Origin of the sequence: Bacillus cereus group sp. BfR-BA-01381 (assembly GCF_022663555.1) — a bacterium.
Taxonomy (GTDB): Bacteria; Bacillota; Bacilli; order Bacillales; family Bacillaceae_G; genus Bacillus_A; species Bacillus_A pacificus.
Window position 1 is genome coordinate 1 of record NZ_JAKUFR010000061.1, and the last position, 24,155, is coordinate 24,155.

The following is a 24,155-nucleotide window of genomic DNA, read 5'->3' on the forward strand; positions in this document are numbered from 1 at the left end:
GCTTGGAAAGATGTCGCCGGTACTTGCAGAGCAATTAGTTTCGGAGCTTGTATACGTACATGTTGGTATGGCTATTATTTCTTATGCAACTTTTACTGTATCGTTCATTTTTTCTATTATGTATTTATTGCAATATCGCCTATTAAAAAAGAAAAAATGGAATGCGAGATTAAGAAGGTTAGGGAATTTACCGAAGCTAGAATCGATGTCTTACGGATTAAATTTATTTTCTGTTCCATTTTTCTTACTAGCTATTTTATTAGGGTGCATATGGGGATATACAAAATTGGACAATTTCCATTGGTATGATACGAAAGTAATCGGGTCTTTTGTCGTTCTATTTGTATATTGTGCTGGCCTATATTTACGAGCGGCAGATGTGTTACAAGGGAAGAAAATCGTACAGTGGAACATCGGAGCATTTCTCGTAATGCTAATTAATATTTTTCTATTAAGCAGTTTATCCAACTTCCACTTTTGGTATTTATAATGAGGAGAGAAAATTATGCGCAAAATTATTGTAGGGTCACGAAAGAGTAAATTAGCATTAACGCAAACAAACTGGTTTATTGATCAGTTAAAAGCGCTAGGTTTACCATATGAATTTGAAGTGAAAGAAATCGTCACAAAAGGCGATGTTATTTTAGATGTTACTCTTTCAAAAGTAGGCGGCAAAGGCTTGTTTGTGAAAGAGATTGAACATGCGCTACTTACGAAAGAAATTGATATGGCTGTACATAGTATGAAAGATATGCCGGCCGTACTTCCAGAAGGATTAATGATCGGTTGTATACCAAAGCGTGTTGACCCTCGTGATGCTTTTATCTCAAAAAACGGAGCGTCGTTTAAAGAGTTAGCAGAAGGCGCTATTTTAGGTACGAGTAGTTTAAGACGTAGTGCACAGCTACTCGCTGCGAGACCAGACTTACAAGTGAAGTGGATTCGCGGAAATATCGATACACGTTTACGCAAATTAAAAGAAGAAGATTACGATGCAATTATTTTAGCGACAGCAGGATTACAAAGAATGGGCTGGGATAATGAAGTTATTACAGAACATTTAGATGAGACGTTATGTGTACCTGCTGTAGGACAAGGTGCATTAGCGATTGAGTGTCGTGAGGATGATAAGGATTTACTGCAGTTGTTAGCTCATATGAATGATGGAGTAACAGAAAAAACAGTGGCAGCAGAACGCGTATTTCTTCATAAACTTGAAGGTGGATGCCAAGTTCCGATCGCTGGATATGCAACTCTTACAGAAAACGATGCAATCGAATTAACAGCTCTTGTCGGGTCTATGGACGGTTCTGTTTTATTGAAAGAGACAGTAGTAGGAACTGATCCAGAGAAAGTAGGATTAGAGGCTGCGGACCGTTTAATTAACCAAGGCGCAAAAGAACTTATTCTTGCTGCAAATAAGGGGCAACAATAAGTATGAACGCTCTCGCTGGCAAAACGGTATTGGTTACACGTGCCCAGCATCAAGCAAAACAAATGAGTGTAGCGGTGAAAGAAAAGAGCGGAATTCCATTGGAAATTCCGCTTTTGCGTATGGAAGGTATGTCTCATAGGCAAATTCAACATATAGCAGGGCAGTTACATTCGTATGACTGGGTTATTTTTACGAGTAAAAATGGGGTAGCTTTTTTTCTAGATCGTTTGAGACAGAAGCTACCTGTAACGACTAAAATTGCTGCAGTAGGTGTGAAAACAAAGTTAGAGTTAGAAAAACGAGGCTATCGAGTGGATTTTGTTCCAACTTCATTTGTTGCAGAAGTATTTGCAGAAGAGTTTGTAAAAAGACTAAGTGGAAACGAATGCATTTTGTTTCCGAAAGGGAATTTAGCAAGAGATGTAATTCCAGTTGCACTTCGCGAAATTGGTGTTTCTCTAGATGAGCTAATCGTGTATGGTACGAAAGAGAATGTAGAGAAAAAGCGAGAGCTGATAGAAGCGTTAGAAGTAGGGAAAGTAGACATTATTACATTTACGAGCCCTTCAACTGTTACTAGTTTTGTTCGTTTACTTGAGGGTACAAACTGGAGAGAATGGACAAAAAAATGTACAATTGCTTGTATAGGGCCTATTACGGAAAAAGAGGCGAGCCTTTATTTTCCGCATATTATTATGCCGAAAGAGTACACTGTAGAAGCATTACTACAATGTGTTTGTGAATCTATAAAATAAAAGAATGGGGATAGAAGTCTATGAACTCTTTACAATTTAATCGTCATCGTCGCTTAAGACAAAGCGGGGGCATGCGTGCGCTTGTGCGTGAAACGTTTTTACATACGGAAGATTTTATTTACCCTATTTTTGTATTAGAAGGAGAAAATGTTCGTAATGAAGTGCCTTCTATGCCAGGCGTATATCAAATATCTTTAGATTTATTGCAAGCTGAAATGCAAGAAGTTGTTGATTTAGGTATTCGTTCTGTTATTGTATTTGGTTTACCTGCTGAAAAAGATGAAGTTGGATCATCAGCATATTGTGATCATGGAATTGTGCAACGTGCGATTCAGCAAATTAAAGGTGAATTCCCTGATCTAGTAGTAGTTGCGGATACATGTTTATGTCAATTCACAAGCCATGGTCATTGCGGTGTAATTGAAGATGGTATTATTTTAAATGACGAGTCTCTTGCAGTTCTTGCAAAAACAGCTGTAAGTCAAGCGAAAGCAGGAGCGGACATTATTGCGCCATCAAACATGATGGACGGATTCGTAACAGCAATTCGCCACGCATTAGATGAAAATGGTTTTGGACATGTACCAGTTATGTCGTACGCTGTGAAATATTCATCAGCATTTTACGGACCATTCCGTGATGCTGCGCACGGTGCACCGCAATTTGGTGATCGTAAAACATATCAAATGGACCCAGCGAACCGCATGGAAGCATTCCGTGAAGCAGAATCAGATGTAATGGAAGGGGCAGATTTCTTAATTGTAAAGCCAGCTCTTTCTTACTTAGATATCGTTCGTGATGTGAAAAATAACTTTAACTTACCAGTCGTTGCTTATAACGTAAGCGGTGAATATTCAATGATTAAAGCGGCAGCGCAAAATGGCTGGATTAATGAAAAAGAAGTTGTACTTGAAAAATTAATTAGTATGAAACGCGCAGGAGCAGATTTAATTATTACGTATCATGCGAAAGATGCAGCAAGATGGTTACAAGAAGGAGGCGCTAAATAATGAAAAAGTTTGATAAGTCGATTGCAGCGTTTGAAGAGGCTCAAGATTTAATGCCTGGTGGCGTAAATAGCCCAGTTCGTGCATTTAAGTCTGTCGGTATGAATCCGTTGTTTATGGAGCGTGGAAAAGGCTCTAAAGTATATGATATCGATGGAAATGAATACATCGATTACGTATTATCATGGGGTCCTTTAATTCATGGTCATGCAAATGATCGTGTTGTTGAGGCTTTAAAAGCTGTTGCTGAAAGAGGTACGAGCTTCGGTGCTCCAACGGAAATTGAAAATAAATTAGCGAAACTTGTTATTGAGCGTGTTCCATCAATTGAGATTGTGCGTATGGTTAACTCTGGAACAGAAGCGACAATGAGCGCGCTACGTTTAGCTCGTGGTTATACAGGCCGTAACAAAATTTTGAAATTTATCGGTTGTTATCACGGTCATGGTGACTCGTTATTAATTAAAGCGGGTTCTGGTGTAGCGACGCTAGGTTTACCAGATAGCCCAGGTGTACCAGAAGGTGTAGCGAAAAATACGATTACAGTAGCGTATAACGATTTAGAAAGTGTGAAATACGCTTTCGAACAATTCGGTGATGATATTGCCTGTGTCATTGTAGAACCAGTAGCAGGGAATATGGGTGTTGTTCCTCCGCAACCAGGATTTTTAGAAGGTCTTCGTGAAGTAACAGAGCAAAATGGTGCATTGCTTATTTTTGATGAAGTAATGACAGGATTCCGTGTTGCATATAATTGTGGACAAGGTTATTACGGTGTAACACCTGATTTAACTTGTTTAGGTAAAGTAATCGGTGGTGGATTACCGGTAGGAGCATACGGTGGTAAAGCAGAAATTATGCGCCAAGTTGCACCGAGCGGACCAATTTATCAAGCAGGTACTTTATCAGGGAACCCACTAGCAATGGCAGCAGGTTATGAAACGTTAGTACAGTTAACGCCAGAATCGTATGTAGAATTTGAGCGTAAAGCTGAAATGCTAGAAGCTGGCTTACGTAAAGCGGCTGAAAAACATGGCATTCCGCATCATATCAATCGTGCGGGTTCTATGATTGGTATCTTCTTTACAGATGAACCAGTTATTAATTACGACGCAGCAAAATCTTCAAACTTAGAGTTCTTTGCGGCTTACTATCGTGAAATGGTAGAACAAGGTGTATTTTTACCGCCATCCCAATTTGAAGGTTTATTCTTATCGACAGCACATAGTGATGCAGATATTGAGGCGACAATTGCAGCGGCTGAAATTGCAATGTCAAAATTAAAAGCTTAATTGAATAAAGAAAATCGCTCTCCGTAAGGGGGGCGATTTTTTTTATTCATAAAGTCAGCTTTCCGTACATAAATCTGTAATGACATATAGTTTGGGAGGGGGAAAAGAAGTGGCAACAGATCATTCATTACGTTTTTCATTAAAAGAATCTGTTTGGTTCCAAAAAGGACAGGAAGTCGAAGAACTTTTGTCAATTTCGTTAGATCCAGACGTTGAGATAGAAGAGCTTGATCATGAGGTAATTGTGAGAGGGCAATTAGATTTAACGGGAGAGTATGTTGCACGAAAAGATGATTCAGCTTATTCATTAAGAGATCTATCGCCAGCGAAGTCCATTGATTATGTAGAAACAAGAGAAGATGGGGTTAATGAACTTGTTCATTCCTTCCCGCTTGAAATATCAATCCCAAGAAACCGTGTGAAAGTAATTGAAGAACTATATGTATCTATCGAGGAATTTGATTATGAACTAAAGGAAAATGGTTGCTTACAATTATTAGCGGATATATCTATTACAGGTTTATGTGATGAAGAAAGAATTGAGGATGAAGAGGAAGAAACGGCGTATGCTGAGTTAGAGGATGATTCTGCGCAAGAGCATGAAACTAGACCGACGCCACAAGTCGAAGAGCCAGCCTATAAGGAATCAGATGAGTGGGAAGATTACGCATTTGAACCGTTCCAACTAGAAGAAAGAAAAGAGCAGGAAGTAGAAGAAGAGGAAATAGAAGAACATGAATTTGTAGAGCGTGAAGAGGAGAAAGAAACAACGCCGCAATTTGAATTGTTCGGAAGAAAAGATTTCAAGAAAGAACAAGCGAAAAAACAAGAAGTACAAGAAGAGGAAACGTATTCACAGCGGGATGAAAATGCGCTTTATTTAACGAAATTATTTACGAAAGAACCGGAAGAAGAATTTACAAAGTTAAGAATGTATTTTGTGCAAGAAGGAGATACGATCGAATCTGTTGCAGAACGTTATGAAACATCTGTACAAAACTTATACCGTGTCAATCAAACAGAAGATATATATTTAACTACAGGACAAATTATTTATATTCCTGTTTCAAGAGCAAAAGCGAAATAAGTGAGTGTTTTCACTCACTTATTTTTCTAAGGCTATGTTTTGAATAGAAAGGGTTATTCGTATGGATATGGAATTACGAAATCGCTATGAACCCATTGTAAGGCAATATAGATTGGATACGCAGCATATGGAAGAGCACGGAAGTGTGACGAAAATTTATACGAATCAAGGTCCATATGCGCTCAAGAAAATAGAAGGCAGGAAGTTAGAGCGGAATAACTTTTTGCATCATATTCAATATTTGAAGGAGAAAGGTTTTTCAAATTATGTACCTATATACCATGCGACGGACGGAAATTATATTTTAAGTGATGGTACGTATAATTATTATTTAATGCCTTGGTTAGAGCGTGCGGAAGGGAACGGCGAGGATAATGATCAATACCATAAAATGTTTCAGACTCTCGGAACGTTGCACCAAAAAACGGTAAAAGAAGAAACATATACAGAAGAGGATTTAGAAAAACATTATACAAATATATCCGATCGCTGGGAAAATGATGGAGAGATGTTAGAAGAGTTTCTTGTAGAATCTGAAGCGAAGTGGTATATGTCTCCGTTTGAATTGCAATATTGTACGTACTATCATCATGTAATGAGGGCGCGTGAGTTTGCAACGAAGCAATTAAATGAGTGGAACGATGCGATGAAAGAAAAAGAAACAACGCGCATTACTTTTGTACATGGTAACGTATCGCTTAATCATTTTTTATTTGATTATGAACGGAATGGCTATTTTATTAGTTTAGAAAAATCGAAGTTTGCAACACCTGTGCAAGATATTGTAGGGTTTTATTCTCGGTCGTTAAACACATATCCAATTGCGCGAAGTGATCGGTTTGAATGGTATCAAATGTATCAAAAAAATTTCCCTTTTACGAAAGAAGAGCAACTACTCATGTTTGCGTATATGACGTATCCATCGCAATTTATTCGGCAAATCCACTCTTATAAGAAAAGAAGAGAGCGGCGCAATGAGGAAAATGAACTTCTCGGAGTAAAGAGTTTGCAACAAGCGCATTGGCTCGTTAGTAATATAGAATATTTCCTTTCGCAATTACAAGCTGCCCAGCAAGGGAACGGATAAAGAAGATAAGTAGAGGATGCTACTTATCTTCTTTTTTTTACTCAAAAAGCTGTAGTCTTAAATTTATCTTGACGAATAAGGTTTCGTTTTTTACACTATTGTATATAATAATTAACAATCATATAAATGCCTTGAAGGGGAAGAGTATAACAAGAAACGTCTTCAGAGAGGAGAATCATTAGCTGGGAGATTCTCTAGATAGTTATGTTAGAAGGTAGCCCTGGAGCATCTTTTCTGAACAGAATAGTTCTCATTAGGAAAAGACGGATTTGTCCGTTATCAAATTAAGAGTATAAGCAAATTCCTGAATTTGTTTGTAAATAAAGGTGGTACCGCGATGTCCCTCGTCCTTTTTTGGATGAGGGGCATTTTTTATTTTAAGGAGGGAAAATAATGTCAAACACGGAAAAGAATTTACCAACTAAATATGATCATATGTCCGTTGAAGAAGGCCTTTATCAGTGGTGGCTAGAAGGCAAATATTTTGAAGCAACAGGAGACGAGAAGAAACAACCGTATACAATTGTAATTCCACCTCCGAACGTAACTGGTAAGTTACACCTAGGTCATGCTTGGGATACAACTCTTCAAGATATTTTAACTCGTACGAAGCGTATGCAAGGTTACGATGTATTGTGGCTTCCAGGAATGGACCATGCGGGTATCGCAACACAAGCGAAAGTAGAAGGGAAACTTCGTGAAGAAGGTATTTCACGTTACGATCTTGGCCGTGAGAAATTCCTTGAAAAAGCTTGGGAATGGAAAGAAGAATACGCTTCTCACATTCGTCAACAATGGGGGAAAGTTGGTTTAGGACTAGACTATTCTCGCGAACGTTTCACATTAGACGAAGGTTTATCTGATGCGGTTAATAAAGTATTCGTTCAATTATACGAAAAAGGCTTAATTTACCGCGGTGAATATATTATCAACTGGGACCCGGCAACACGCACAGCTCTTTCTGATATCGAAGTAATTCATAAAGAAGTTCAAGGTGCATTCTACCATATGAACTATCCGTTAACAGATGGTTCTGGTCACATTCGTCTTGCAACAACTCGTCCAGAAACGATGCTTGGTGATACAGCGGTAGCGGTTCATCCAGAAGACGATCGTTACAAGCATTTAATCGGAAAAACAGTTACACTTCCAATCGTAGGCCGTGAGATTCCGATTATTGCTGATGAGTACGTAGAAAAAGATTTCGGAACAGGCGTTGTAAAAATTACGCCAGCTCATGACCCGAATGACTTTGAAGTAGGTAACCGTCATGACTTACCGCGTATCTTAGTAATGAACGAAGATGGATCGATGAACGAAAAAGCTGGTAAGTATAACGGTATGGATCGTTTTGAGTGTCGTAAAGCGTTAGTGAAAGATTTACAAGAAGCGGGCGTATTAGTAGAAATCGAGCCTCATATGCATTCAGTAGGCCATAGTGAGCGTAGTGGTGCAGTTGTTGAGCCTTACTTATCAACACAATGGTTCGTAAAAATGGCTCCACTTGCTGAGAAGGCAGTAGCGCTTCAACAAAAAGAAGAAGAGAAAGTAACGTTCGTACCAGATCGTTTCGAAAACACATATTTACGTTGGATGGAAAACATTCACGACTGGTGTATTTCTCGTCAATTATGGTGGGGACACCGCATTCCAGCTTGGTATCATAAAGAAACTGGTGAAGTATACGTAGGTACAGAAGCGCCAGCAGATATTGAAAATTGGAATCAAGATAACGACGTACTTGATACATGGTTCAGTTCAGCGTTATGGCCATTCTCAACACTTGGTTGGCCAAATGAAGATGCAGCGGACTTCAAACGTTACTATTCAACTGATGCACTAGTAACTGGTTATGACATCATCTTCTTCTGGGTATCTCGTATGATTTTCCAAGGTTTAGAGTTTACAGGCGAGCGTCCATTTAAAGATGTATTAATTCACGGTTTAGTTCGTGATGAGCAAGGACGTAAAATGAGTAAATCTCTTGGTAACGGTATTGACCCAATGGAAGTTATCGAGAAGTACGGTGCAGATGCAATGCGTTTCTTCTTATCAACAGGAAGTGCACCAGGTCAAGATTTACGCTTCAGCATGGAAAAAGTAGAATCTACTTGGAACTTCATTAATAAAATTTGGAATGCATCACGTTTCGTATTAATGAACATGGATGACATGAAATATGAAGAAATCGATTTAACTGGTGAAAAGTCAGTTGCAGATAAGTGGATTTTAACTCGCTTAAATGAAACCATCGAAAGCGTAACACGTAACATGGATAAATATGAGTTCGGTGAAGCTGGTCGCTCATTATACAACTTCATCTGGGATGATTTCTGTGACTGGTACATCGAAATGGCGAAACTTCCTCTATACGGTGAAGATGAAGCAGCTAAGAAAACAACTCGTTCTATTTTAGCTTACGTATTAGACCAAACAATGCGTCTATTACACCCATTCATGCCATTCGTAACAGAGAAGATTTGGCAACATTTACCGCACGAAGGCGAATCTATTACAGTAGCAGCGTGGCCAACAGTTCGCGAAGATTTACAAGATACAGAAGCTGCAGCAGAAATGCACCTTCTAGTTGATATCATTCGCTCTGTTCGTAACATTCGTGCAGAAGTTAATACGCCAATGAGCAAAAAAGTTCAAATGCAAATTAAAGCAAAAGATGAGGCTGTACTTGCTCAGCTTACGAAAAATAGCTCTTACATTGAGCGTTTCTGTAACCCAAGCGAGTTAACAATTCAAACGGATTTACAAGCACCAGAAAAAGCGATGACTGCAATTGTAACAGGTGCAGAGTTATTCTTACCGTTAGCTGATCTTATCAATCTTGATGAAGAGAGAGCGCGTCTTGAGAAAGAACTTGAGAAGTTCGATAAAGAAGTAGAACGTGTACAGAAGAAACTTTCAAACCAAGGTTTCGTAGCGAAAGCTCCTGCAGCAGTTATTGAAGGAGAGCGTGCGAAAGAGCAAGATTACCTAGAAAAACGCGAAGCAGTTCGTCAACGTCTAGCGGATCTTGAGAAATAAAAATGTTTTTTAGAGACTCACTATATTGGTGAGTCTCTTTTCTTTGCGTATAATAGAATGATGAAGGTTGTCTTTTGAAAGGGGAAAGCATACGTGATACATACATACGAAGAAGCGATAGGTTGGATTCATAGCCGATTGAAATTTGGTATTAAACCGGGATTAGAAAGAATGAGATGGATGCTAGAAGAGCTCGGAAATCCAGAGCGTCACATAAAATGTGTTCACCTTGCTGGTACAAATGGAAAAGGTTCAACGTTAACATATATGCGCTACATGTTAGAAGGTGCAAAATATAAGGTAGGAACTTTTACCTCCCCTTATATTGAAACATTTAACGAGCGTATTAGTGTGAACGGAACACCAATTGCAGATGAAGAGATTACTGAACTTGTAAAGATGGTAAAGCCAGTCGTTGAAAAACTAGATGAGACGGATTTAGGGGAAGCGACTGAGTTTGAAATTATTACTGTTATGGCAATTTGTTATTTCGGTAAAGTTAATTTCTGTGATGTTGTTTTATTTGAAACAGGACTTGGAGGGCGCTTTGATTCTACGAATGTGATTCATCCAGTTCTCACGATTATTACGAATATCGGTCACGATCATATGCATATTTTAGGTAATACATTAGGAGAAATTGCATATGAAAAGGCGGGGATTATTAAGTCTGGTGTTCCGGTTATTACTGGTGTGCAAGATGAGGAAGCGCTGCAAGTCATTCAAAAAGTTGCAAAGGAAAATCATGCAAATGTATACGAGATAGGCAACCATTTTACATCGTTACATAAACAGTCTAGTGAAGATGGAGAACAGTTCGATTTCACTTGTCCTTTCGCCTCTTTTGAAGATGTGCGAATCACAATGAAAGGCAGCCATCAAGTAGGAAACGCAGCACTTGCACTTATGGCAGTCATGTATGTAAAAACATACTTATCATTTTTAATTGAGGAAGAAGAAATAAGAACTGGATTACAGGAAGCGTATTGGGTGGGGCGCTTTGAAAAACTGCAAAGTAATCCGGATATTATTATAGATGGTGCTCATAACCCAGAAGGTATTGAAAGTCTTGTGAAAACGGTAGAATCACATTACAAAGATAAAAATGTAATAGTTTTATTTACTGCCCTTGGTGATAAACAATTGCACAATATGGTAGTTCAATTAGAAAGCATCGCCGATGAAATTATTTTTACAACATTTGCCTTTGATCGTGCTATTTCTGCTGACAAACTTGCATCGTATTCAAAGGAAGAGTCAAAATTAGTTTTTGAAAATTGGAAAGAGGCAATTGATACGAAGGTTGAAATGCTTGGAGAAAATGACGTTTTTATCATAACAGGTTCTCTTTATTTCATTTCGGAAGTTCGAAAATATATTCGCGAGAAAAACTAGATAGTCTGTACTATCTAGTTTTTTTGTTCTACAAATGAAGTCAAATGCATACATATAAGATAAATATATAGGGTTATTTGGCGAATTCCTCTGACAAATATCTCGTTTTTTTGTGAAATGAATATGATATGATGCGGACAACGATAAGAGGTGAGGTGTGAGTGTATGGACAAGCAATCACGAACGATCTCAGTGAAAGTGAATGGAACAGAAGCGAAGTATGAGGAGAAGAAGAAAGATGAATTTGACTGGATGGTAGTAGAAAGTGAAAGATCAAAAAACGTTGTTCCGTTTCAAAAATCGAAAGTAGCGTCTACGGAAAAAAATCGAAAGAAGTGGAGCAATACGTTAATTGCAATCGTTGCAACTGCAATTATTATTGGTACGGCGTTTGGAATGGGGATGCTACAGTTACTGCAAGGACAAGGTGCGACAGGAGGAAGTGAAGTAACAGCTTCGAAGCAGATGCGAAAGGAAGAATCAAAGGTGGGCGGAACGGTAGAACAAACACCAGCACCAAAAGAGGAAAAAACAAAAGCACAGACAGGAACGTCATTAGAGCCAATGAAATTATTTTTTGTTCAAGGAGGAATCTATTCTTCTGAAGAAAAGGGACAGGCCGCTCTTGAAGAGTGGAAAGGTAATGGAGGTGTAGCAGCCTTAAAACCGAGCGGTGATAAGTATGCATTAGTTGTTGGTATTGCTAGCGATGAACAAGGCATAAACCAATTAATGACGCAGTATAAAAATGATAATGTCTCCGTATTGAAAAAGGACTGGGATATAACAGATAAAGCGTTACTTAAAGATGATAAAGAAGTTGGGGCGTTTTTAACAAAAGTACAGCCATTATATACTCATTTAGCAAAATATGCTTCTAGCGTACAAGCTAGTGAAAAAGGTAATGCAAAAGATATAAGTGCAATCGAAAAAGAGTGGAAAGCGATTGAAAAAGAAGGGAAAAGTATGAAGCAGGAAGAAGCAAAGAAATTGTATATGTACACGTCAGTAGCTGTGCAAACAGTGAAGGACGGAAAAGGTGATAAGGAATCTTTAGCGAAATTAAATCAAGTTATCATTGATGGTATACTTTCATACGAAAAAATTGTTTCACAAAAGGTGAAATAATAGGATAATGAAATGACGAAGGAAGAAGTGTAGATGCTTCTTTCTTTTCTTTTGAATTTAGAGTAAAGTGCTTTCTCTATGACAGGAATATAATCGTGTTTTAGTAAGGAAGTATTATTTTGTTTAGAGAAAATAATATTTCTTTTATTTGTGGACAAACTATTCCTTTGATACGATTGATATAAATGATTCTGCTTCATGTGAGAAAGGAAGGAGAAAATATGAAAAAAATTATTTTAGCTTCAGGATCACCTCGCAGGAAGGAATTACTTGAGTTAGCGGGTGTGCCATTTGAAATTATTGTAAGTGAAGTAGAAGAAACGATTGGTGCGTATTCATCGCCTTCTGATATTGTTATGTCCCTTGCCCTGCAAAAAGCATCTGCGGTAGCAGAAAATAACAGTGATCATATTGTATTAGGTGCAGACACAATTGTTACATATGAGTCGCGTATTCTTGGAAAGCCATCTAATGAGGCTGAGGCGAAAGAAATGTTGCAATTATTATCAGGGAAAACACATGAAGTGTATACTGGTGTTGCAATTATAGCAAAGGACAAAACAGTCACTTTTTACGAGCGTACAGAAGTTACGTTTTGGGAATTAACAGAAGAGGAAATTGACGCATACATTGCATCAAAAGAGCCTTTGGATAAAGCAGGAAGTTATGGGATTCAAGGTAAAGGATCTATTTTTGTTCAACATATTCAAGGGGACTACTATAGTGTAGTTGGGTTACCAATTTCACGTCTTGTTCGGGAATTAAAACAATTTAATATTGATGTAACCCATGCGTAAAACTGCATGGGATTTTCTTTGAGAGAACAAATAAAGGGGTGGAGAAATGAACGGTATTCGTGATGTTGTCAAAGAAGAACAGCCACGGGAGCGTTTATTGTTAGAGGGAGCTGGAAGTTTATCCAATCGGGAGCTTCTTGCAGTGTTACTCAGAACAGGTTCTAAAGAAGAAACAGTTTTGAAGTTATCAGATAAAATTTTACATCACTTTGATGGTTTACGTATGTTGAAAGATGCAACGTTAGAAGAGCTTGTCAGTATACATGGTGTCGGGGTTGCGAAGGCAACTCAGCTTATAGCTGCTTTTGAACTCGGTAGAAGAATGGTGCGTTTAGAATATCAAAATAGATACAGCATTCGAAGCCCGGAAGATTGCGCCAGATATATGATGGAAGAAATGCGCTTCCTGCAGCAGGAGCATTTTGTATGTCTATATTTGAACACAAAGAATCAAGTTATACATAGGCAAACGATTTTCATTGGAAGTTTAAACTCATCAATTGTACATCCAAGGGAAGTTTTTAAAGAAGCGTTTCGCCGTGCAGCAGCCTCTATCATATGTCTTCATAACCATCCCTCAGGAGACCCCGCGCCGAGCCGAGAAGATATTGAAGTAACAAAACGCTTAGTAGAATGCGGCCGGATTATCGGAATTGAAGTGCTCGATCATATTATAATAGGTGACCATAAATTCGTGAGTTTAAAGGAAAAAGGTCATATTTAAGACTATGCTTTTTACTTATTTTGTTTTATAATGTGATTTATGAGTTTTTTGTAGAAAATTATCTACAAAAAGGATAAAGATATAAAAAACGTACTGTTTTTATAATATAAAGTAAGAAAAAATGAGTCCGTGAAAACAAGAAAGGAAGATAAATAATATGTTTGGATTTGGTGGCTTTACTCGCGATCTTGGAATAGACTTAGGAACTGCGAACACGCTTGTATATGTAAAAGGAAAAGGTGTAGTTTTACGTGAACCTTCAGTAGTAGCGTTACAAACTGATACGAAACAAATCGTTGCTGTAGGTAGCGATGCAAAACAAATGATTGGTCGTACACCAGGAAACGTTGTGGCACTTCGCCCAATGAAAGACGGTGTAATTGCTGATTACGAAACGACAGCAACAATGATGAAATATTACATTCAACAAGCTCAAAAATCAAATGGATTCTTCTCACGTAAGCCTTATGTAATGGTATGTGTGCCATCTGGTATTACAGCTGTAGAAAGACGTGCAGTAATCGATGCGACTCGTCAAGCTGGTGCTCGTGATGCTTATCCTATCGAAGAACCATTTGCAGCAGCAATTGGTGCAAACTTACCTGTTTGGGAACCAACTGGTAGTATGGTTGTTGATATCGGTGGCGGTACAACAGAAGTTGCAATCATTTCTTTAGGCGGTATTGTAACAAGTCAATCAGTTCGTGTTGCTGGTGATGACATGGATGATTCAATCATTCAGTACATTAAGAAAAGCTACAACTTAATGATCGGTGAAAGAACAGCTGAAGCATTAAAATTAGAAATCGGTTCTGCAGGCGAGCCAGAAGGTATTGAGCCTATGGAAATTCGCGGTCGTGATTTAGTAAGTGGTTTACCAAAAACAGTACTAATTCAACCAGAAGAAATTGCAGATGCATTAAAAGATACAGTAGATGCAATTGTAGAATCTGTTAAAAATACGTTGGAGAAAACTCCACCTGAATTAGCGGCAGATATTATGGACCGTGGTATCGTATTAACAGGTGGCGGAGCATTACTACGTAATTTAGATAAAGTAATTAGTGAAGAAACAAATATGCCAGTTCTTGTTGCAGAAGATCCATTAGATTGCGTAGCAATTGGAACGGGTAAAGCATTAGACAATATCGATCTTTTCAAAACTGCTGCTCGATAATATTGCAAAATAAAAATCAATGAAATTAAGAGGGTGTGAACGTGCCACAGTTTTTCTTAAACAAAAGATTAATTGTTTTGTTAGTTAGTATTATTCTTCTCGTGGCATTGATTGGAATCTCATTGAAAGAACGGAACAGTTTAACATGGCCAGAGCAGTTTGTTAAAGACACTGTCGGTGTTGTAGAACGTGTATTCCAAAAGCCAGCGAAATACGTAGCTGGATTCTTCGAAAATGTAGAGGATGTAAAGCGCACGTATGAAGAGAATAAAGAATTAAAAGCAAAATTAGACAATTATGCAGGTCTATCAGGAAAAGTAAAACAATTAGAAGATGATAACAAGAAGTTACAAGAGTTAACGGGTAAAGATAAGTTAAATAGCGGTTATACTGAAATTCCAGCTACTGTCGTTTCTCGTAATCCAGATAAATGGTACGATTTAGTTGGAATTGACAAAGGGGCACAGCAAGGAATTAAAAAAGATATGGCTGTATTAACTCCACAAGGTTTAGTTGGACGAGTGAAAAGTGTATCTCAGTTCACATCATCAGTAGAGCTACTAAGCTCTATGAGCCGAACAAATCGTGTTTCTGCTATCGTACAAGGAAATGAGAAAATCTTTGGATTGATTGAAGGCTACGATAAAGAAAAGCACTTACTTCTTTTCACAAAGATTGGTTCTGATGCTGAGGTAGCTAAAGATCAACTAGTTGTAACATCTGGACTTGGTGATATTTTCCCGAAAGGTCTTGTAATTGGAACAATTGTTGATGTTCAGCCGGATCCATACGGTTTAACAAAAACAGCTTATGTAAAACCTGCCGCTGATTTAAATGACGTAGAGCATATTATGGTTGCGAAGCGTGAAACGCCTTCAGCGCCATTAGAATAGGAGGGGGAGAAGAGATGATGAAGATTTTAAAAAGAGCAGCTCTTCCTCTTTTGCTCCTTTTTGTTTTTTTATTTGAAAATATGTTTGCTACTATTGTTCCAACAGAGGTTTTTTGGAAAGACAGTATAGCAGCACCTCATTTCTTTATCATTGTGTTATGTTTTGTTACTGTGTACTATAGTCCGGTCCAAGGGATTTATTACGGACTATTATTTGGTTTCTTATTTGATACCGTATACACAGAACTTGTCGGTATATATATTTTTGCGTATCCGATTTTAGCTTATTTAGTTTATAGTGTGATGAAGGTACTACAATTAAATTTATTTATTGTTGTCTCTATCGTACTAGCTAGCATTGCAGCATTAGAGTATTATGTGTATGGATTTTTAACTTTGTTAGGACGTACTCATATGTCGGCGTATGTCTTTTTCACAGATCGTCTCCTGTCTACTTTATTGCTAAATGCAATTTTCTTATTGATAGTTTGTTTCCCACTGAGACGATATTTAGTGCGTCTTTCAAAAGCGATGGAAGAAAAAGAAAAAAGGATTTTCTAATTTTATGTCGAATTGAATCGGTGGGGTGAACTTTAGTGGAAGAAAAAAAGCAACAAAATGTAACAATAAAAGGGACAAAAGACGGGATAACGCTTCATTTAGATGATTGTTGTTCATTCTCTGAATTACTGAAGGAATTGGATGAGAAACTTTCTACACATTATTATGATGGTGATGGACGCTCTTTAATTGAAGTGCATGTGAAAGTGGGAAATCGTTATTTAACAGAAGTCCAACAAGAAGAGATTCGTACGTTAATTCGTAATAAAAAGAACCTCGTTGTGGATTCGATTGAAAGTGATGTTATAACGAAAGAGGAAGCAATAGCTTGGAAAGAAGAAACAGAAATTGTCCCTATTTCCAAAATTGTTCGCTCTGGACAAGTTTTACATGTAAAAGGAAATTTATTGTTAATTGGTGATGTTAATCCAGGCGGAACGGTTATCGCTGGGGGGAATATTTTTGTCGTAGGATCATTAAGAGGAATTGCACATGCTGGGTATTATGGGGATTCAGATGCTGTAATCGCTGCATCTGTTATGAACCCGATGCAACTTCGAATTAGTGATGTGGCAATGCGGGCTCCGGAAGAGAAAGAAGACGGAGCGGAGGCGGCAGAATGTGCGTATATTAATGAGAACAATCACATTGTTGTCGATCGACTGCAACTTCTCACTCATCTTAGACCTAATTTAACAAAGTTAGAAAGGGGAATTGTATAGCTGTGGGAGAGGCAATAGTAATTACATCTGGAAAAGGCGGTGTAGGTAAAACTACAACGTCTGCGAACATTGGTACAGCCTTAGCGTTATCTGGAAAGAAAGTGTGCTTAATTGACACAGATATCGGTCTTCGAAACTTAGACGTAGTAATGGGGCTGGAAAATCGTATTGTATTTGATCTTGTTGATGTCGTTGAAGGGCGTTGCCGTTTACCTCAGGCTCTTATTAAAGATAAACGTTTTGACGATCTTTATTTATTACCTGCAGCACAAACGAGTGATAAATCAGCGGTAACACCTGAACAAATGGATGAATTAATACAAGTATTACGTCAAGATTATGATTACATATTAATTGATTGTCCTGCGGGGATTGAGCAGGGATTTAAAAACGCGGTAGCTGGTGCGGATAAAGCAATCGTTGTTACGACGCCAGAAGTATCCTCAATGCGCGATGCGGATCGTATTATCGGGCTTTTAGAAAAAGAGGATATTGAACCACCGAAACTTGTTATTAATCGTGTGCGTAGTCATATGCTTCATGAACAGGATATGTTAGATGTTGATGAAATCGTACGTACATTGTCAATTGAGCTTCTTGGTGTTGTCGAAGATGATGATGAAGTTATTCGTGCTACAAATACAGGTGAGCCTGTAGCGTTGCAACCGAGCGGAAAAGCAGCGTTAGCTTATCGTAATATTGCAAGACGTTTGTTGGGTGAGAATGTCCCATTACAAGCATTTGAACAAGAAAAGGTATCGGTATTTACAAAGGTGAAAAACTTCTTTGGAATCCGTTAAAAGCACTTCGCATATTTGCGGAGTGCTTTCTTTTTTCTTCACACGAATATCTTCCATACCTAGCTCATACATATGTACAAACTGTATACAACTGTTTCTATGTACATTAGCTTAACGAAAGAAAGGAGACAGTATGAAGAATAGACGTGTAGAAGAAATTAAAAAACGGATTGCGAAGAGGAAGGCAGAGCAAGAAAGGATGGAGGAAGAGCAGTATTTTGCTGGAGGGAATTTTGATAGTGAAACAGTATTTATTGAAGATGGAGAAAAGGAAATTCATCCTTTATTTCGAAAAGAAGTGTTTTTCTTCAAAGTATTGTTATCAGCAATATTAGTTCTTTCTGTCGCTATTTTATATAAGAATGCACCAGCTTCTTTCGACGGTGCTAAAGCTGTTACAGAAAAAGTGATGAAAGAAGAGTTTCAGTTTGCTACTGTAGCGAAATGGTACGAAAAACAGTTTGGAAAACCGCTTGTGTTCTATTCGCCTAATGAGAAAAAAGAAGGAACGATTCAGCAAAAAGATTATGCCATTCCTGCTTCCGGAAAGGTGATGCAAGGGTTTCAAAAAAATGGCCAAGGTGTATTTGTCCAAACAGCTACAAATGCAACTGTTGAGTCAGTGAATGAAGGGCTAGTTGTTTTTGCAGGCAAGAAAGAGGAACTTGGTAATACAGTTCAAATTCAGCATGCAGATGGTACGGAGTCATGGTATGCAAATTTAAATGATATGTCAGTGAAGTTATATGATTACGTTTCAAAGAAACAAAAAATTGGAACAGTGAATAATGATGCGAATAATGAAAATGGTAAGTTTTATTTCGCAATAAAAAAGGACGAAAAATTTATTGATCCGATTCAGGTGATTTCATTTGATTAAATATAGAGATGTTTTAACAAAGATTTCAGTGCATCCGTTGTTTTGGGTTATTATTGTCATTGGTATTTTCACGGCACGTTTTAAAGAGTTACTACTGTTATTTTGTATCGTTCTCATCCATGAACTTGGGCATGCTTTTGCAGCGGCACACTATAATTGGCGTATTAAGAAGATTCAACTTTTGCCGTTTGGTGGTGTAGCTGAGCTTGAGGAACATGGGAATAAATCATTGAAAGAGGAACTAGTTGTCGTAATTGCAGGACCTATTCAACATATTTGGATGATGGCGGTAGGCTATATGTTGTTTGAAGCTGGTTGGCTTCATGCGGAATTATATTATTTCTTTATGTGGAATAATATAATTATTTTAGCATTTAATTTACTACCTATTTGGCCTCTTGATGGTGGAAAAGTATTGTTTAACGTACTATCATATCGTTTTCCTTATTTACAAGCACATGAAAAGATGATGAAATTATCATGTGTTTTTTTTAGTGTCATACTAGGATGGCAGTTACTTTGGAATAGTAACAATATTATGATGTGGGTACTACTCATATTTTTAGCAGTGTCGTTATATCAAGAATGGAAGCAAAGACGGTATGCCTTTATGCGTTTTTTATTAGAACGTTATTATGGGAACAAAAGAGGAATTGAAAAGATTGCACCGATTGAGGTGCAATCAGAAGATCATTTATATAAGATATTCACAAAATTTCGTAGAGGCTATAAGCATTCTATTATCGTCCGCGGAAAATATAAAGAACATTACACATTGGATGAAAATGAATTGCTTTATGCGTATTTTACTGAAAAACGAACAACTTCATCTGTTGAAGAATTAATCGGTTAGTGTTGACGTTAGCACTAACCTTTTATTATTGTAAAAGCAAAGAAGATTATAAAGTGAGGAAAGTATTTTGAAAACGTTATATATGAACTACGCTGGATCGGAAAAACGGGTTGCAATTGAAGAGAAGAAGAAAATTGTTGAGTTTTTATGGAAACGAAATGAAGAACAAGAGATTGTTGGGCATATTTATGTTGGACGTATCGTAAGAACGATTGCTGGAATGAATGCAGCTTTTGTAAATATAGGTTTAGAAAAACATGCGTATCTTTCGTACGATGATGTACCATCTTCTTATCATATACATGAAGGACAAGCGGTGCTCGTACAAGTTGTAAAAGAGGCAATTGATACGAAAGGGCCAAAATTGACAGCAAATATAGAATTTACCGGGAAATATGTCGTTTATATGCCATATGATGAAATGCGTGCGGTTTCTCGGAAAATAAAAAACAATAAAAGAAGGCAACAATTACTCCAAATTGAAGTAGGAGGGACAGGAGGTTATATTTTCCGCTCAGCTTCTGAAAAAGGAGAAATTGAAGAAATACAAGCTGAAATGCAAAGGTTACAGCAGTTATATGAAGAGTTAAAAAGAAAAGAGGGCCAAGGAAAGGCACCGTTACTAGTCCATCGACCAGCAACCTTTTTAGATCGTGTATTTCAAGAGAATCCAATTGAAACGATTGAAAAAGTAGTTGTAGATACAAGAAGTATAGTAAAAGAATTAGAAGAAAAAGTCGGTAAAGAAAAAGTCTCTTTTTATAATGAAAAATCTTCAATGTTTAACCATTTTGGCATAGAGCGTGAGATTGAGAAAGCACTTCAAAAAATTGTTTGGCTCCCAAATGGTGCTTATTTAATTGTGGAACAAATGGAGACGATGACTGTAATTGATGTGAATACGGGTAAGTTTACTGGAAAACAGAATTTACAAGATACAGTCCTTCGTACAAATGAAGTAGCAGCTGAAGAGATAGCGCGTCAATTAAGACTCCGTGATATTGGTGGTATGATATTAATTGACTTTATTAATATGAAAAGAAGAGAAGATAAAGAAAAGATAAGAGAATGTCTCATCGCTGCTATGCAAAATGATCGCACATATACAAGAGTGCTCGGGTTCACAGAGTTAGGGATTTTAGAGATGACACGTAAACGTAAAAAACATTCTTTACGCGACGTATTACTTGAAGAGTGTGCACCGTGCAAAGCGACGGGTTATGTCATGTCATATGAAACGATTGCGTATGAGCTAGAGAGAGAGCTAATTACATACGGCAATATAGAAGATGAGGCAGTATTAATCTCTGCATCTAAAGAATTACAAAAACAATTTTTGCAAAAAGAATTACAAAAAAATATTCCATTTGAAATTTATTTCAAAGATGATATGATCGAAAAGTACGCTATTATCCGTTTTGGAAGTAAAAAAGAAATTATAGAACGGAAAAAATAGTTATTAGAACTTTCATTGACAATAGTCTATGATTCATGATAACATCTTTATGTTATAGTTTATAGCACCTAAACGGCTATATGCTACAACCGCACAAGACAGGTTCCTTAAAGGCATTTATGTCTACCTCGTTTTTGGCGAGTCTTAGTAATTAAGAGGAGGTGCAAGTATGTACGCAATTATCGAAACAGGTGGAAAACAAATCAAAGTTGAAGCTGGTCAAGAAATCTACATTGAAAAATTAGATGTTGAAGCTGGTGAAACTGTTACTTTTGACAAAGTTCTTTTCGTTGGTGGCGAAAACGTGAAAGTTGGTAGCCCAGTTGTAGAAGGTGCAACAGTTACTGCGAAAGTTGAAAAACACGGTCGCGCTAAGAAAATCATCGTTTTCAAATACAAAGCGAAAAAGAACAATCGTAAGAAACAAGGTCATCGTCAACCTTACACTAAGCTAGTTGTTGAAGCTATCAACGCTTAATTCTGGTTAACATGATTAAAATTACGATAAGTCGCACGAAATTAGGAAGTATCCAATCATTTAAAATGACTGGACATGCCGATTATGCGCCACATGGACAAGATCTTGTCTGTGCTGGAACTACAGCGGTTGTGTTTGGTTCCATAAATGCTGTGGAAGAACTTTGTAATGTGCAGGCAACTATTGAACTCGGAAGTGATGGTGGATTCTTAACGTATGAATTGCCTAATGATTTAGACGTTCATACAGCAGAAAAAGCACAGATACTTTTAGAAGGATTGGTTGTTTCGCTTAAGACGATCGAACTTGATTACGGAAAGTATATCCGTTTAATAGAAAAAGTGCAGGAGGTGTAACGTATGTTAAGATTAGATCTTCAGTTTTTCGCATCTAAGAAAGGTGTAGGTAGTACAAAGAACGGTCGTGACTCTCAGTCAAAACGTCTTGGTGCTAAACGCGCAGATGGTCAAACGGTTACAGGTGGTTCAATTCTTTACCGTCAACGCGGTACAAAAATTTATCCAGGTGTTAACGTTGGTCGTGGTGGCGATGACACTTTATACGCGAAAGTTGACGGCGTAGTACGCTTCGAGCGTCTTGGCCGTGACCGCAAACAAGTGAGCGTATATCCTGTTGCTCAAGAAGCATAAGAACTCACGGAAAACTCTAACCTGAGTGCAGGTTAGAGTTTTTCTATATTAAGGAGTATCTAAATGAATAAAAAATGGACAATTATAGATGCATTGCGCCATTCAAGACATGATTGGCTCAATCGTATGCAGATGGTGAAAGGAAACCTTTCCCTTGGAAAAGTGGAAGAAATTCATAGTCTCATCGATCGTTTTGTCCAAGAAGCGAGACAAGAATCCAATCTGATGGGGCTATCAATGCCTTTATTTTCAGAGTGGATTTTAACATATAATTGGAAACAGCAGCCGTGCTTATTGGAGTACGAAGTATTAGGGAATTTACATAACTTATCTCACTTAGATGAGACTGTATGTACATGGACGAATCAATTTTTCTCAATGCTTCAGCATAGTTTAGACGTATATGTTGAAAATTATGTTTGTATCACAATTGAATGTGACGCGGAGAATGCTCGTTTCTTTTTTGATTTTCGTGGTAAGCTAACGAGTGTAGAAGAACTACAGAATTGGCTTGCGAACCAAAACAATAAATGGTATTCCATTTCTTATACAGTAAGAGACGAAGAAGTCTCAGTTATATTACAACCAATTGAAAAAAGTGTGGTGAAATAATGTTTGTAGATCAGGTCAAGATATATGTAAAAGGCGGCGACGGTGGTAACGGAATGGTTGCGTATCGTCGTGAGAAGTATGTACCAAAAGGTGGCCCAGCAGGTGGCGACGGTGGTAAAGGTGCAGATGTTGTTTTTGTTGTTGAGGAAGGCTTACGTACATTAATGGACTTCCGCTACCAACGTCATTTCAAAGCTGATCGTGGTCAGCACGGAATGAGTAAAGGGCAGCACGGGCGTAAATCTGAAGATTTACTTGTAAAGGTTCCACCAGGAACAGTAGTAAAAGATGAAAAAACTGGTCAAATTCTTGCCGATTTAGTAACGCATGGGCAAACGGCTGTAATTGCAAAAGGTGGCCGCGGTGGTCGTGGTAACTCACGTTTCGCAACAGCTACGAATCCAGCGCCAGAAATCGCTGAGAACGGGGAGCCAGGTCAAGAGCGTGATGTTATTCTAGAACTGAAAGTACTAGCAGACGTTGGACTTGTTGGATTCCCAAGTGTAGGTAAATCTACATTATTATCTGTCGTATCATCAGCACGTCCGAAAATTGCAGAGTATCACTTCACAACAATCGTTCCAAACCTTGGTGTTGTTGAGACTGGTGATAACCGCAGCTTCGTTATGGCTGACCTTCCTGGACTAATTGAAGGCGCACATGCTGGCGTCGGACTTGGACACCAATTCTTACGTCATATTGAGCGTACACGTGTAATCGTGCATGTAATTGATATGTCTGGTTTAGAAGGCCGTGATCCATATGAAGATTACGTAACGATTAATAATGAATTAAAAGAATACAATCTTCGCTTAACGGAGCGTCCACAAGTTGTTGTTGCAAACAAAATGGATATGCCAGATGCAGAAGAAAACTTACAAGCATTTAAAGAGAAAGTGGGAGACGAAGTAAAAATCTTCCCAATCTCAGCTGTAACAAGACAAGGTGTTCGTGACTTACTGTTTGAAGTAGCGAACTTAATAGAAACAACACCAGAATTCCCAATACATGAAGTTGCGGATGAGTCTGATACAAGTGTAATGTACAAATTTGATACTGAAGGTGTTAAATTTGAAATTACACGTGAAAGTGATGGCACGTTTGTTATCTCTGGTTACGATATCGAGAAAACATTCAAGATGACAGACTTCTCACGTGATGAATCTGTACGTCGTTTCGCTCGCCAAATGCGTGGAATGGGTATTGATGAAGCGCTTCGTGCACGTGGTGCAAAAGACGGAGATATTGTAAAAATTCTTGAATATGAATTTGAATTTATCGACTAAGACTGCCGAAATATGGCAGTCTTTTTTTATCCCACGTTAATG

Annotated in this window: 25 protein-coding genes and 2 other annotated features; all 25 genes read left to right on the forward strand. The window is 37.9% G+C overall.

Annotation, left to right across the window (positions count from 1 at the left end):
* A partial coding sequence (locus MR079_RS19375) for a cytochrome c biogenesis protein (RefSeq protein ID WP_242294464.1) occupies window positions 1-490 on the forward strand: 490 nt, incomplete at its 5' end.
* Window positions 491-505: 15 nt separating this feature from the next.
* On the forward strand, window positions 506-1,435 hold the full coding sequence (hemC, locus tag MR079_RS19380) for a hydroxymethylbilane synthase (RefSeq protein ID WP_139866512.1): 930 nt from the start codon (window positions 506-508) through the stop codon (window positions 1,433-1,435).
* Window positions 1,436-1,437: 2 nt separating this feature from the next.
* The gene (hemD, locus tag MR079_RS19385) at window positions 1,438-2,190 is read left to right on the forward strand and encodes a uroporphyrinogen-III synthase (protein ID WP_139866513.1); all 753 of its coding nucleotides are present in this window, start codon (window positions 1,438-1,440) and stop codon (window positions 2,188-2,190) included.
* Window positions 2,191-2,210: 20 nt separating this feature from the next.
* Complete coding sequence (gene hemB / locus MR079_RS19390; protein WP_001087058.1) at window positions 2,211-3,200, forward strand: porphobilinogen synthase; 990 nt, start codon at window positions 2,211-2,213, stop codon at window positions 3,198-3,200.
* A complete protein-coding gene (gene hemL, locus MR079_RS19395; RefSeq protein ID WP_000712928.1) occupies window positions 3,200-4,489 on the forward strand; it encodes a glutamate-1-semialdehyde 2,1-aminomutase in 1,290 nt (429 codons plus the stop codon). The genes hemB and hemL overlap by 1 nt, the downstream gene beginning before the upstream one ends.
* A gap of 109 nt (window positions 4,490-4,598) precedes the next feature.
* A complete protein-coding gene (gene spoVID, locus MR079_RS19400; RefSeq protein ID WP_000179722.1) occupies window positions 4,599-5,576 on the forward strand; it encodes a stage VI sporulation protein D in 978 nt (325 codons plus the stop codon).
* 61 nt (window positions 5,577-5,637) lie between these two features.
* Window positions 5,638-6,663, forward strand: a complete 1,026-nt coding sequence (ysxE, locus tag MR079_RS19405) for a spore coat protein YsxE (RefSeq protein ID WP_139866514.1) — start codon at window positions 5,638-5,640, stop codon at window positions 6,661-6,663.
* Between the two features lie 122 nt (window positions 6,664-6,785).
* Window positions 6,786-7,018 (forward strand) — a binding site (T-box leader).
* A 38-nt stretch (window positions 7,019-7,056) separates the two neighbouring features.
* Window positions 7,057-9,702, forward strand: a complete 2,646-nt coding sequence (locus tag MR079_RS19410) for a valine--tRNA ligase (protein WP_139866515.1) — start codon at window positions 7,057-7,059, stop codon at window positions 9,700-9,702.
* Between the two features lie 93 nt (window positions 9,703-9,795).
* The gene (locus tag MR079_RS19415; RefSeq protein WP_242294465.1) at window positions 9,796-11,097 is read left to right on the forward strand and encodes a bifunctional folylpolyglutamate synthase/dihydrofolate synthase; all 1,302 of its coding nucleotides are present in this window, start codon (window positions 9,796-9,798) and stop codon (window positions 11,095-11,097) included.
* Between the two features lie 165 nt (window positions 11,098-11,262).
* Entirely contained in the window at window positions 11,263-12,225 is a 963-nt protein-coding gene (locus MR079_RS19420) for a stage II sporulation protein B (protein WP_139866517.1), read from the forward strand.
* A 221-nt stretch (window positions 12,226-12,446) separates the two neighbouring features.
* Window positions 12,447-13,022, forward strand: coding sequence for a Maf family protein (locus MR079_RS19425; protein ID WP_087995343.1), 576 nt, complete (start codon window positions 12,447-12,449; stop codon window positions 13,020-13,022).
* Between the two features lie 46 nt (window positions 13,023-13,068).
* Window positions 13,069-13,746 carry a DNA repair protein RadC gene (gene radC, locus MR079_RS19430; RefSeq protein WP_139866518.1) on the forward strand — a complete coding sequence of 226 codons (678 nt, stop codon included), beginning with the start codon at window positions 13,069-13,071 and terminating at the stop codon, window positions 13,744-13,746.
* A gap of 157 nt (window positions 13,747-13,903) precedes the next feature.
* Window positions 13,904-14,923 carry a cell shape-determining protein MreB gene (gene mreB / locus MR079_RS19435; RefSeq protein WP_000466737.1) on the forward strand — a complete coding sequence of 340 codons (1,020 nt, stop codon included), beginning with the start codon at window positions 13,904-13,906 and terminating at the stop codon, window positions 14,921-14,923.
* A 41-nt stretch (window positions 14,924-14,964) separates the two neighbouring features.
* Complete coding sequence (gene mreC, locus MR079_RS19440; RefSeq protein ID WP_139866519.1) at window positions 14,965-15,816, forward strand: rod shape-determining protein MreC; 852 nt, start codon at window positions 14,965-14,967, stop codon at window positions 15,814-15,816.
* A 14-nt stretch (window positions 15,817-15,830) separates the two neighbouring features.
* Window positions 15,831-16,376, forward strand: a complete 546-nt coding sequence (gene mreD, locus MR079_RS19445; protein WP_139866520.1) for a rod shape-determining protein MreD — start codon at window positions 15,831-15,833, stop codon at window positions 16,374-16,376.
* A 35-nt stretch (window positions 16,377-16,411) separates the two neighbouring features.
* Complete coding sequence (gene minC, locus MR079_RS19450) at window positions 16,412-17,098, forward strand: septum site-determining protein MinC (protein ID WP_000391517.1); 687 nt, start codon at window positions 16,412-16,414, stop codon at window positions 17,096-17,098.
* A 2-nt stretch (window positions 17,099-17,100) separates the two neighbouring features.
* Window positions 17,101-17,898 (forward strand): septum site-determining protein MinD, encoded by a 798-nt coding sequence (gene minD, locus MR079_RS19455; RefSeq protein WP_000503311.1) that lies wholly within the window; start codon window positions 17,101-17,103, stop codon window positions 17,896-17,898.
* Between the two features lie 133 nt (window positions 17,899-18,031).
* Window positions 18,032-18,778, forward strand: a complete 747-nt coding sequence (gene spoIVFA / locus MR079_RS19460; RefSeq protein WP_242294466.1) for a stage IV sporulation protein SpoIVFA — start codon at window positions 18,032-18,034, stop codon at window positions 18,776-18,778.
* Window positions 18,771-19,631 (forward strand): stage IV sporulation intramembrane metalloprotease SpoIVFB, encoded by an 861-nt coding sequence (spoIVFB, locus tag MR079_RS19465; RefSeq protein WP_000599049.1) that lies wholly within the window; start codon window positions 18,771-18,773, stop codon window positions 19,629-19,631. Before spoIVFA ends, spoIVFB begins: the two co-directional genes overlap by 8 nt.
* A 67-nt stretch (window positions 19,632-19,698) precedes the next feature.
* On the forward strand, window positions 19,699-21,087 hold the full coding sequence (locus MR079_RS19470) for an Rne/Rng family ribonuclease (protein WP_139866522.1): 1,389 nt from the start codon (window positions 19,699-19,701) through the stop codon (window positions 21,085-21,087).
* A 77-nt stretch (window positions 21,088-21,164) separates the two neighbouring features.
* Window positions 21,165-21,242 (forward strand) — a sequence feature (ribosomal protein L21 leader region).
* Window positions 21,243-21,256: 14 nt separating this feature from the next.
* Entirely contained in the window at window positions 21,257-21,565 is a 309-nt protein-coding gene (gene rplU, locus MR079_RS19475) for a 50S ribosomal protein L21 (RefSeq protein WP_000270908.1), read from the forward strand.
* A gap of 11 nt (window positions 21,566-21,576) precedes the next feature.
* Entirely contained in the window at window positions 21,577-21,921 is a 345-nt protein-coding gene (locus MR079_RS19480) for a ribosomal-processing cysteine protease Prp (RefSeq protein ID WP_001993153.1), read from the forward strand.
* A 3-nt stretch (window positions 21,922-21,924) separates the two neighbouring features.
* Window positions 21,925-22,215, forward strand: a complete 291-nt coding sequence (rpmA, locus tag MR079_RS19485; protein ID WP_000944958.1) for a 50S ribosomal protein L27 — start codon at window positions 21,925-21,927, stop codon at window positions 22,213-22,215.
* Between the two features lie 63 nt (window positions 22,216-22,278).
* On the forward strand, window positions 22,279-22,827 hold the full coding sequence (locus tag MR079_RS19490) for a sporulation initiation phosphotransferase B (RefSeq protein WP_001037006.1): 549 nt from the start codon (window positions 22,279-22,281) through the stop codon (window positions 22,825-22,827).
* Window positions 22,827-24,113, forward strand: a complete 1,287-nt coding sequence (gene obgE, locus MR079_RS19495) for a GTPase ObgE (RefSeq protein ID WP_000497128.1) — start codon at window positions 22,827-22,829, stop codon at window positions 24,111-24,113. Before MR079_RS19490 ends, obgE begins: the two co-directional genes overlap by 1 nt.
* Window positions 24,114-24,155: the final 42 nt, after the last annotated feature.

Excerpts from the sequence above, each read along its gene's own strand:
- MR079_RS19490 (WP_001037006.1), top strand. The coding sequence starts at position 22,279 with ATGAATAAAAAATGGACAATTATAGATGCATTGCGCCATTCAAGACAT.
- rpmA (WP_000944958.1), top strand. The coding sequence starts at position 21,925 with ATGTTAAGATTAGATCTTCAGTTTTTCGCATCTAAGAAAGGTGTAGGT.
- MR079_RS19480 (WP_001993153.1), top strand. The coding sequence starts at position 21,577 with ATGATTAAAATTACGATAAGTCGCACGAAATTAGGAAGTATCCAATCA.
- obgE (WP_000497128.1), top strand. The coding sequence starts at position 22,827 with ATGTTTGTAGATCAGGTCAAGATATATGTAAAAGGCGGCGACGGTGGT.
- hemC (WP_139866512.1), top strand. The coding sequence starts at position 506 with ATGCGCAAAATTATTGTAGGGTCACGAAAGAGTAAATTAGCATTAACG.
- MR079_RS19410 (WP_139866515.1), top strand. The coding sequence starts at position 7,057 with ATGTCAAACACGGAAAAGAATTTACCAACTAAATATGATCATATGTCC.
- radC (WP_139866518.1), top strand. The coding sequence starts at position 13,069 with ATGAACGGTATTCGTGATGTTGTCAAAGAAGAACAGCCACGGGAGCGT.
- spoIVFA (WP_242294466.1), top strand. The coding sequence starts at position 18,032 with ATGAAGAATAGACGTGTAGAAGAAATTAAAAAACGGATTGCGAAGAGG.
- hemB (WP_001087058.1), top strand. The coding sequence starts at position 2,211 with ATGAACTCTTTACAATTTAATCGTCATCGTCGCTTAAGACAAAGCGGG.
- MR079_RS19420 (WP_139866517.1), top strand. The coding sequence starts at position 11,263 with ATGGACAAGCAATCACGAACGATCTCAGTGAAAGTGAATGGAACAGAA.
- hemD (WP_139866513.1), top strand. The coding sequence starts at position 1,438 with ATGAACGCTCTCGCTGGCAAAACGGTATTGGTTACACGTGCCCAGCAT.
- MR079_RS19425 (WP_087995343.1), top strand. The coding sequence starts at position 12,447 with ATGAAAAAAATTATTTTAGCTTCAGGATCACCTCGCAGGAAGGAATTA.
- mreB (WP_000466737.1), top strand. The coding sequence starts at position 13,904 with ATGTTTGGATTTGGTGGCTTTACTCGCGATCTTGGAATAGACTTAGGA.
- mreD (WP_139866520.1), top strand. The coding sequence starts at position 15,831 with ATGATGAAGATTTTAAAAAGAGCAGCTCTTCCTCTTTTGCTCCTTTTT.
- ysxE (WP_139866514.1), top strand. The coding sequence starts at position 5,638 with ATGGATATGGAATTACGAAATCGCTATGAACCCATTGTAAGGCAATAT.
- rplU (WP_000270908.1), top strand. The coding sequence starts at position 21,257 with ATGTACGCAATTATCGAAACAGGTGGAAAACAAATCAAAGTTGAAGCT.
- hemL (WP_000712928.1), top strand. The coding sequence starts at position 3,200 with ATGAAAAAGTTTGATAAGTCGATTGCAGCGTTTGAAGAGGCTCAAGAT.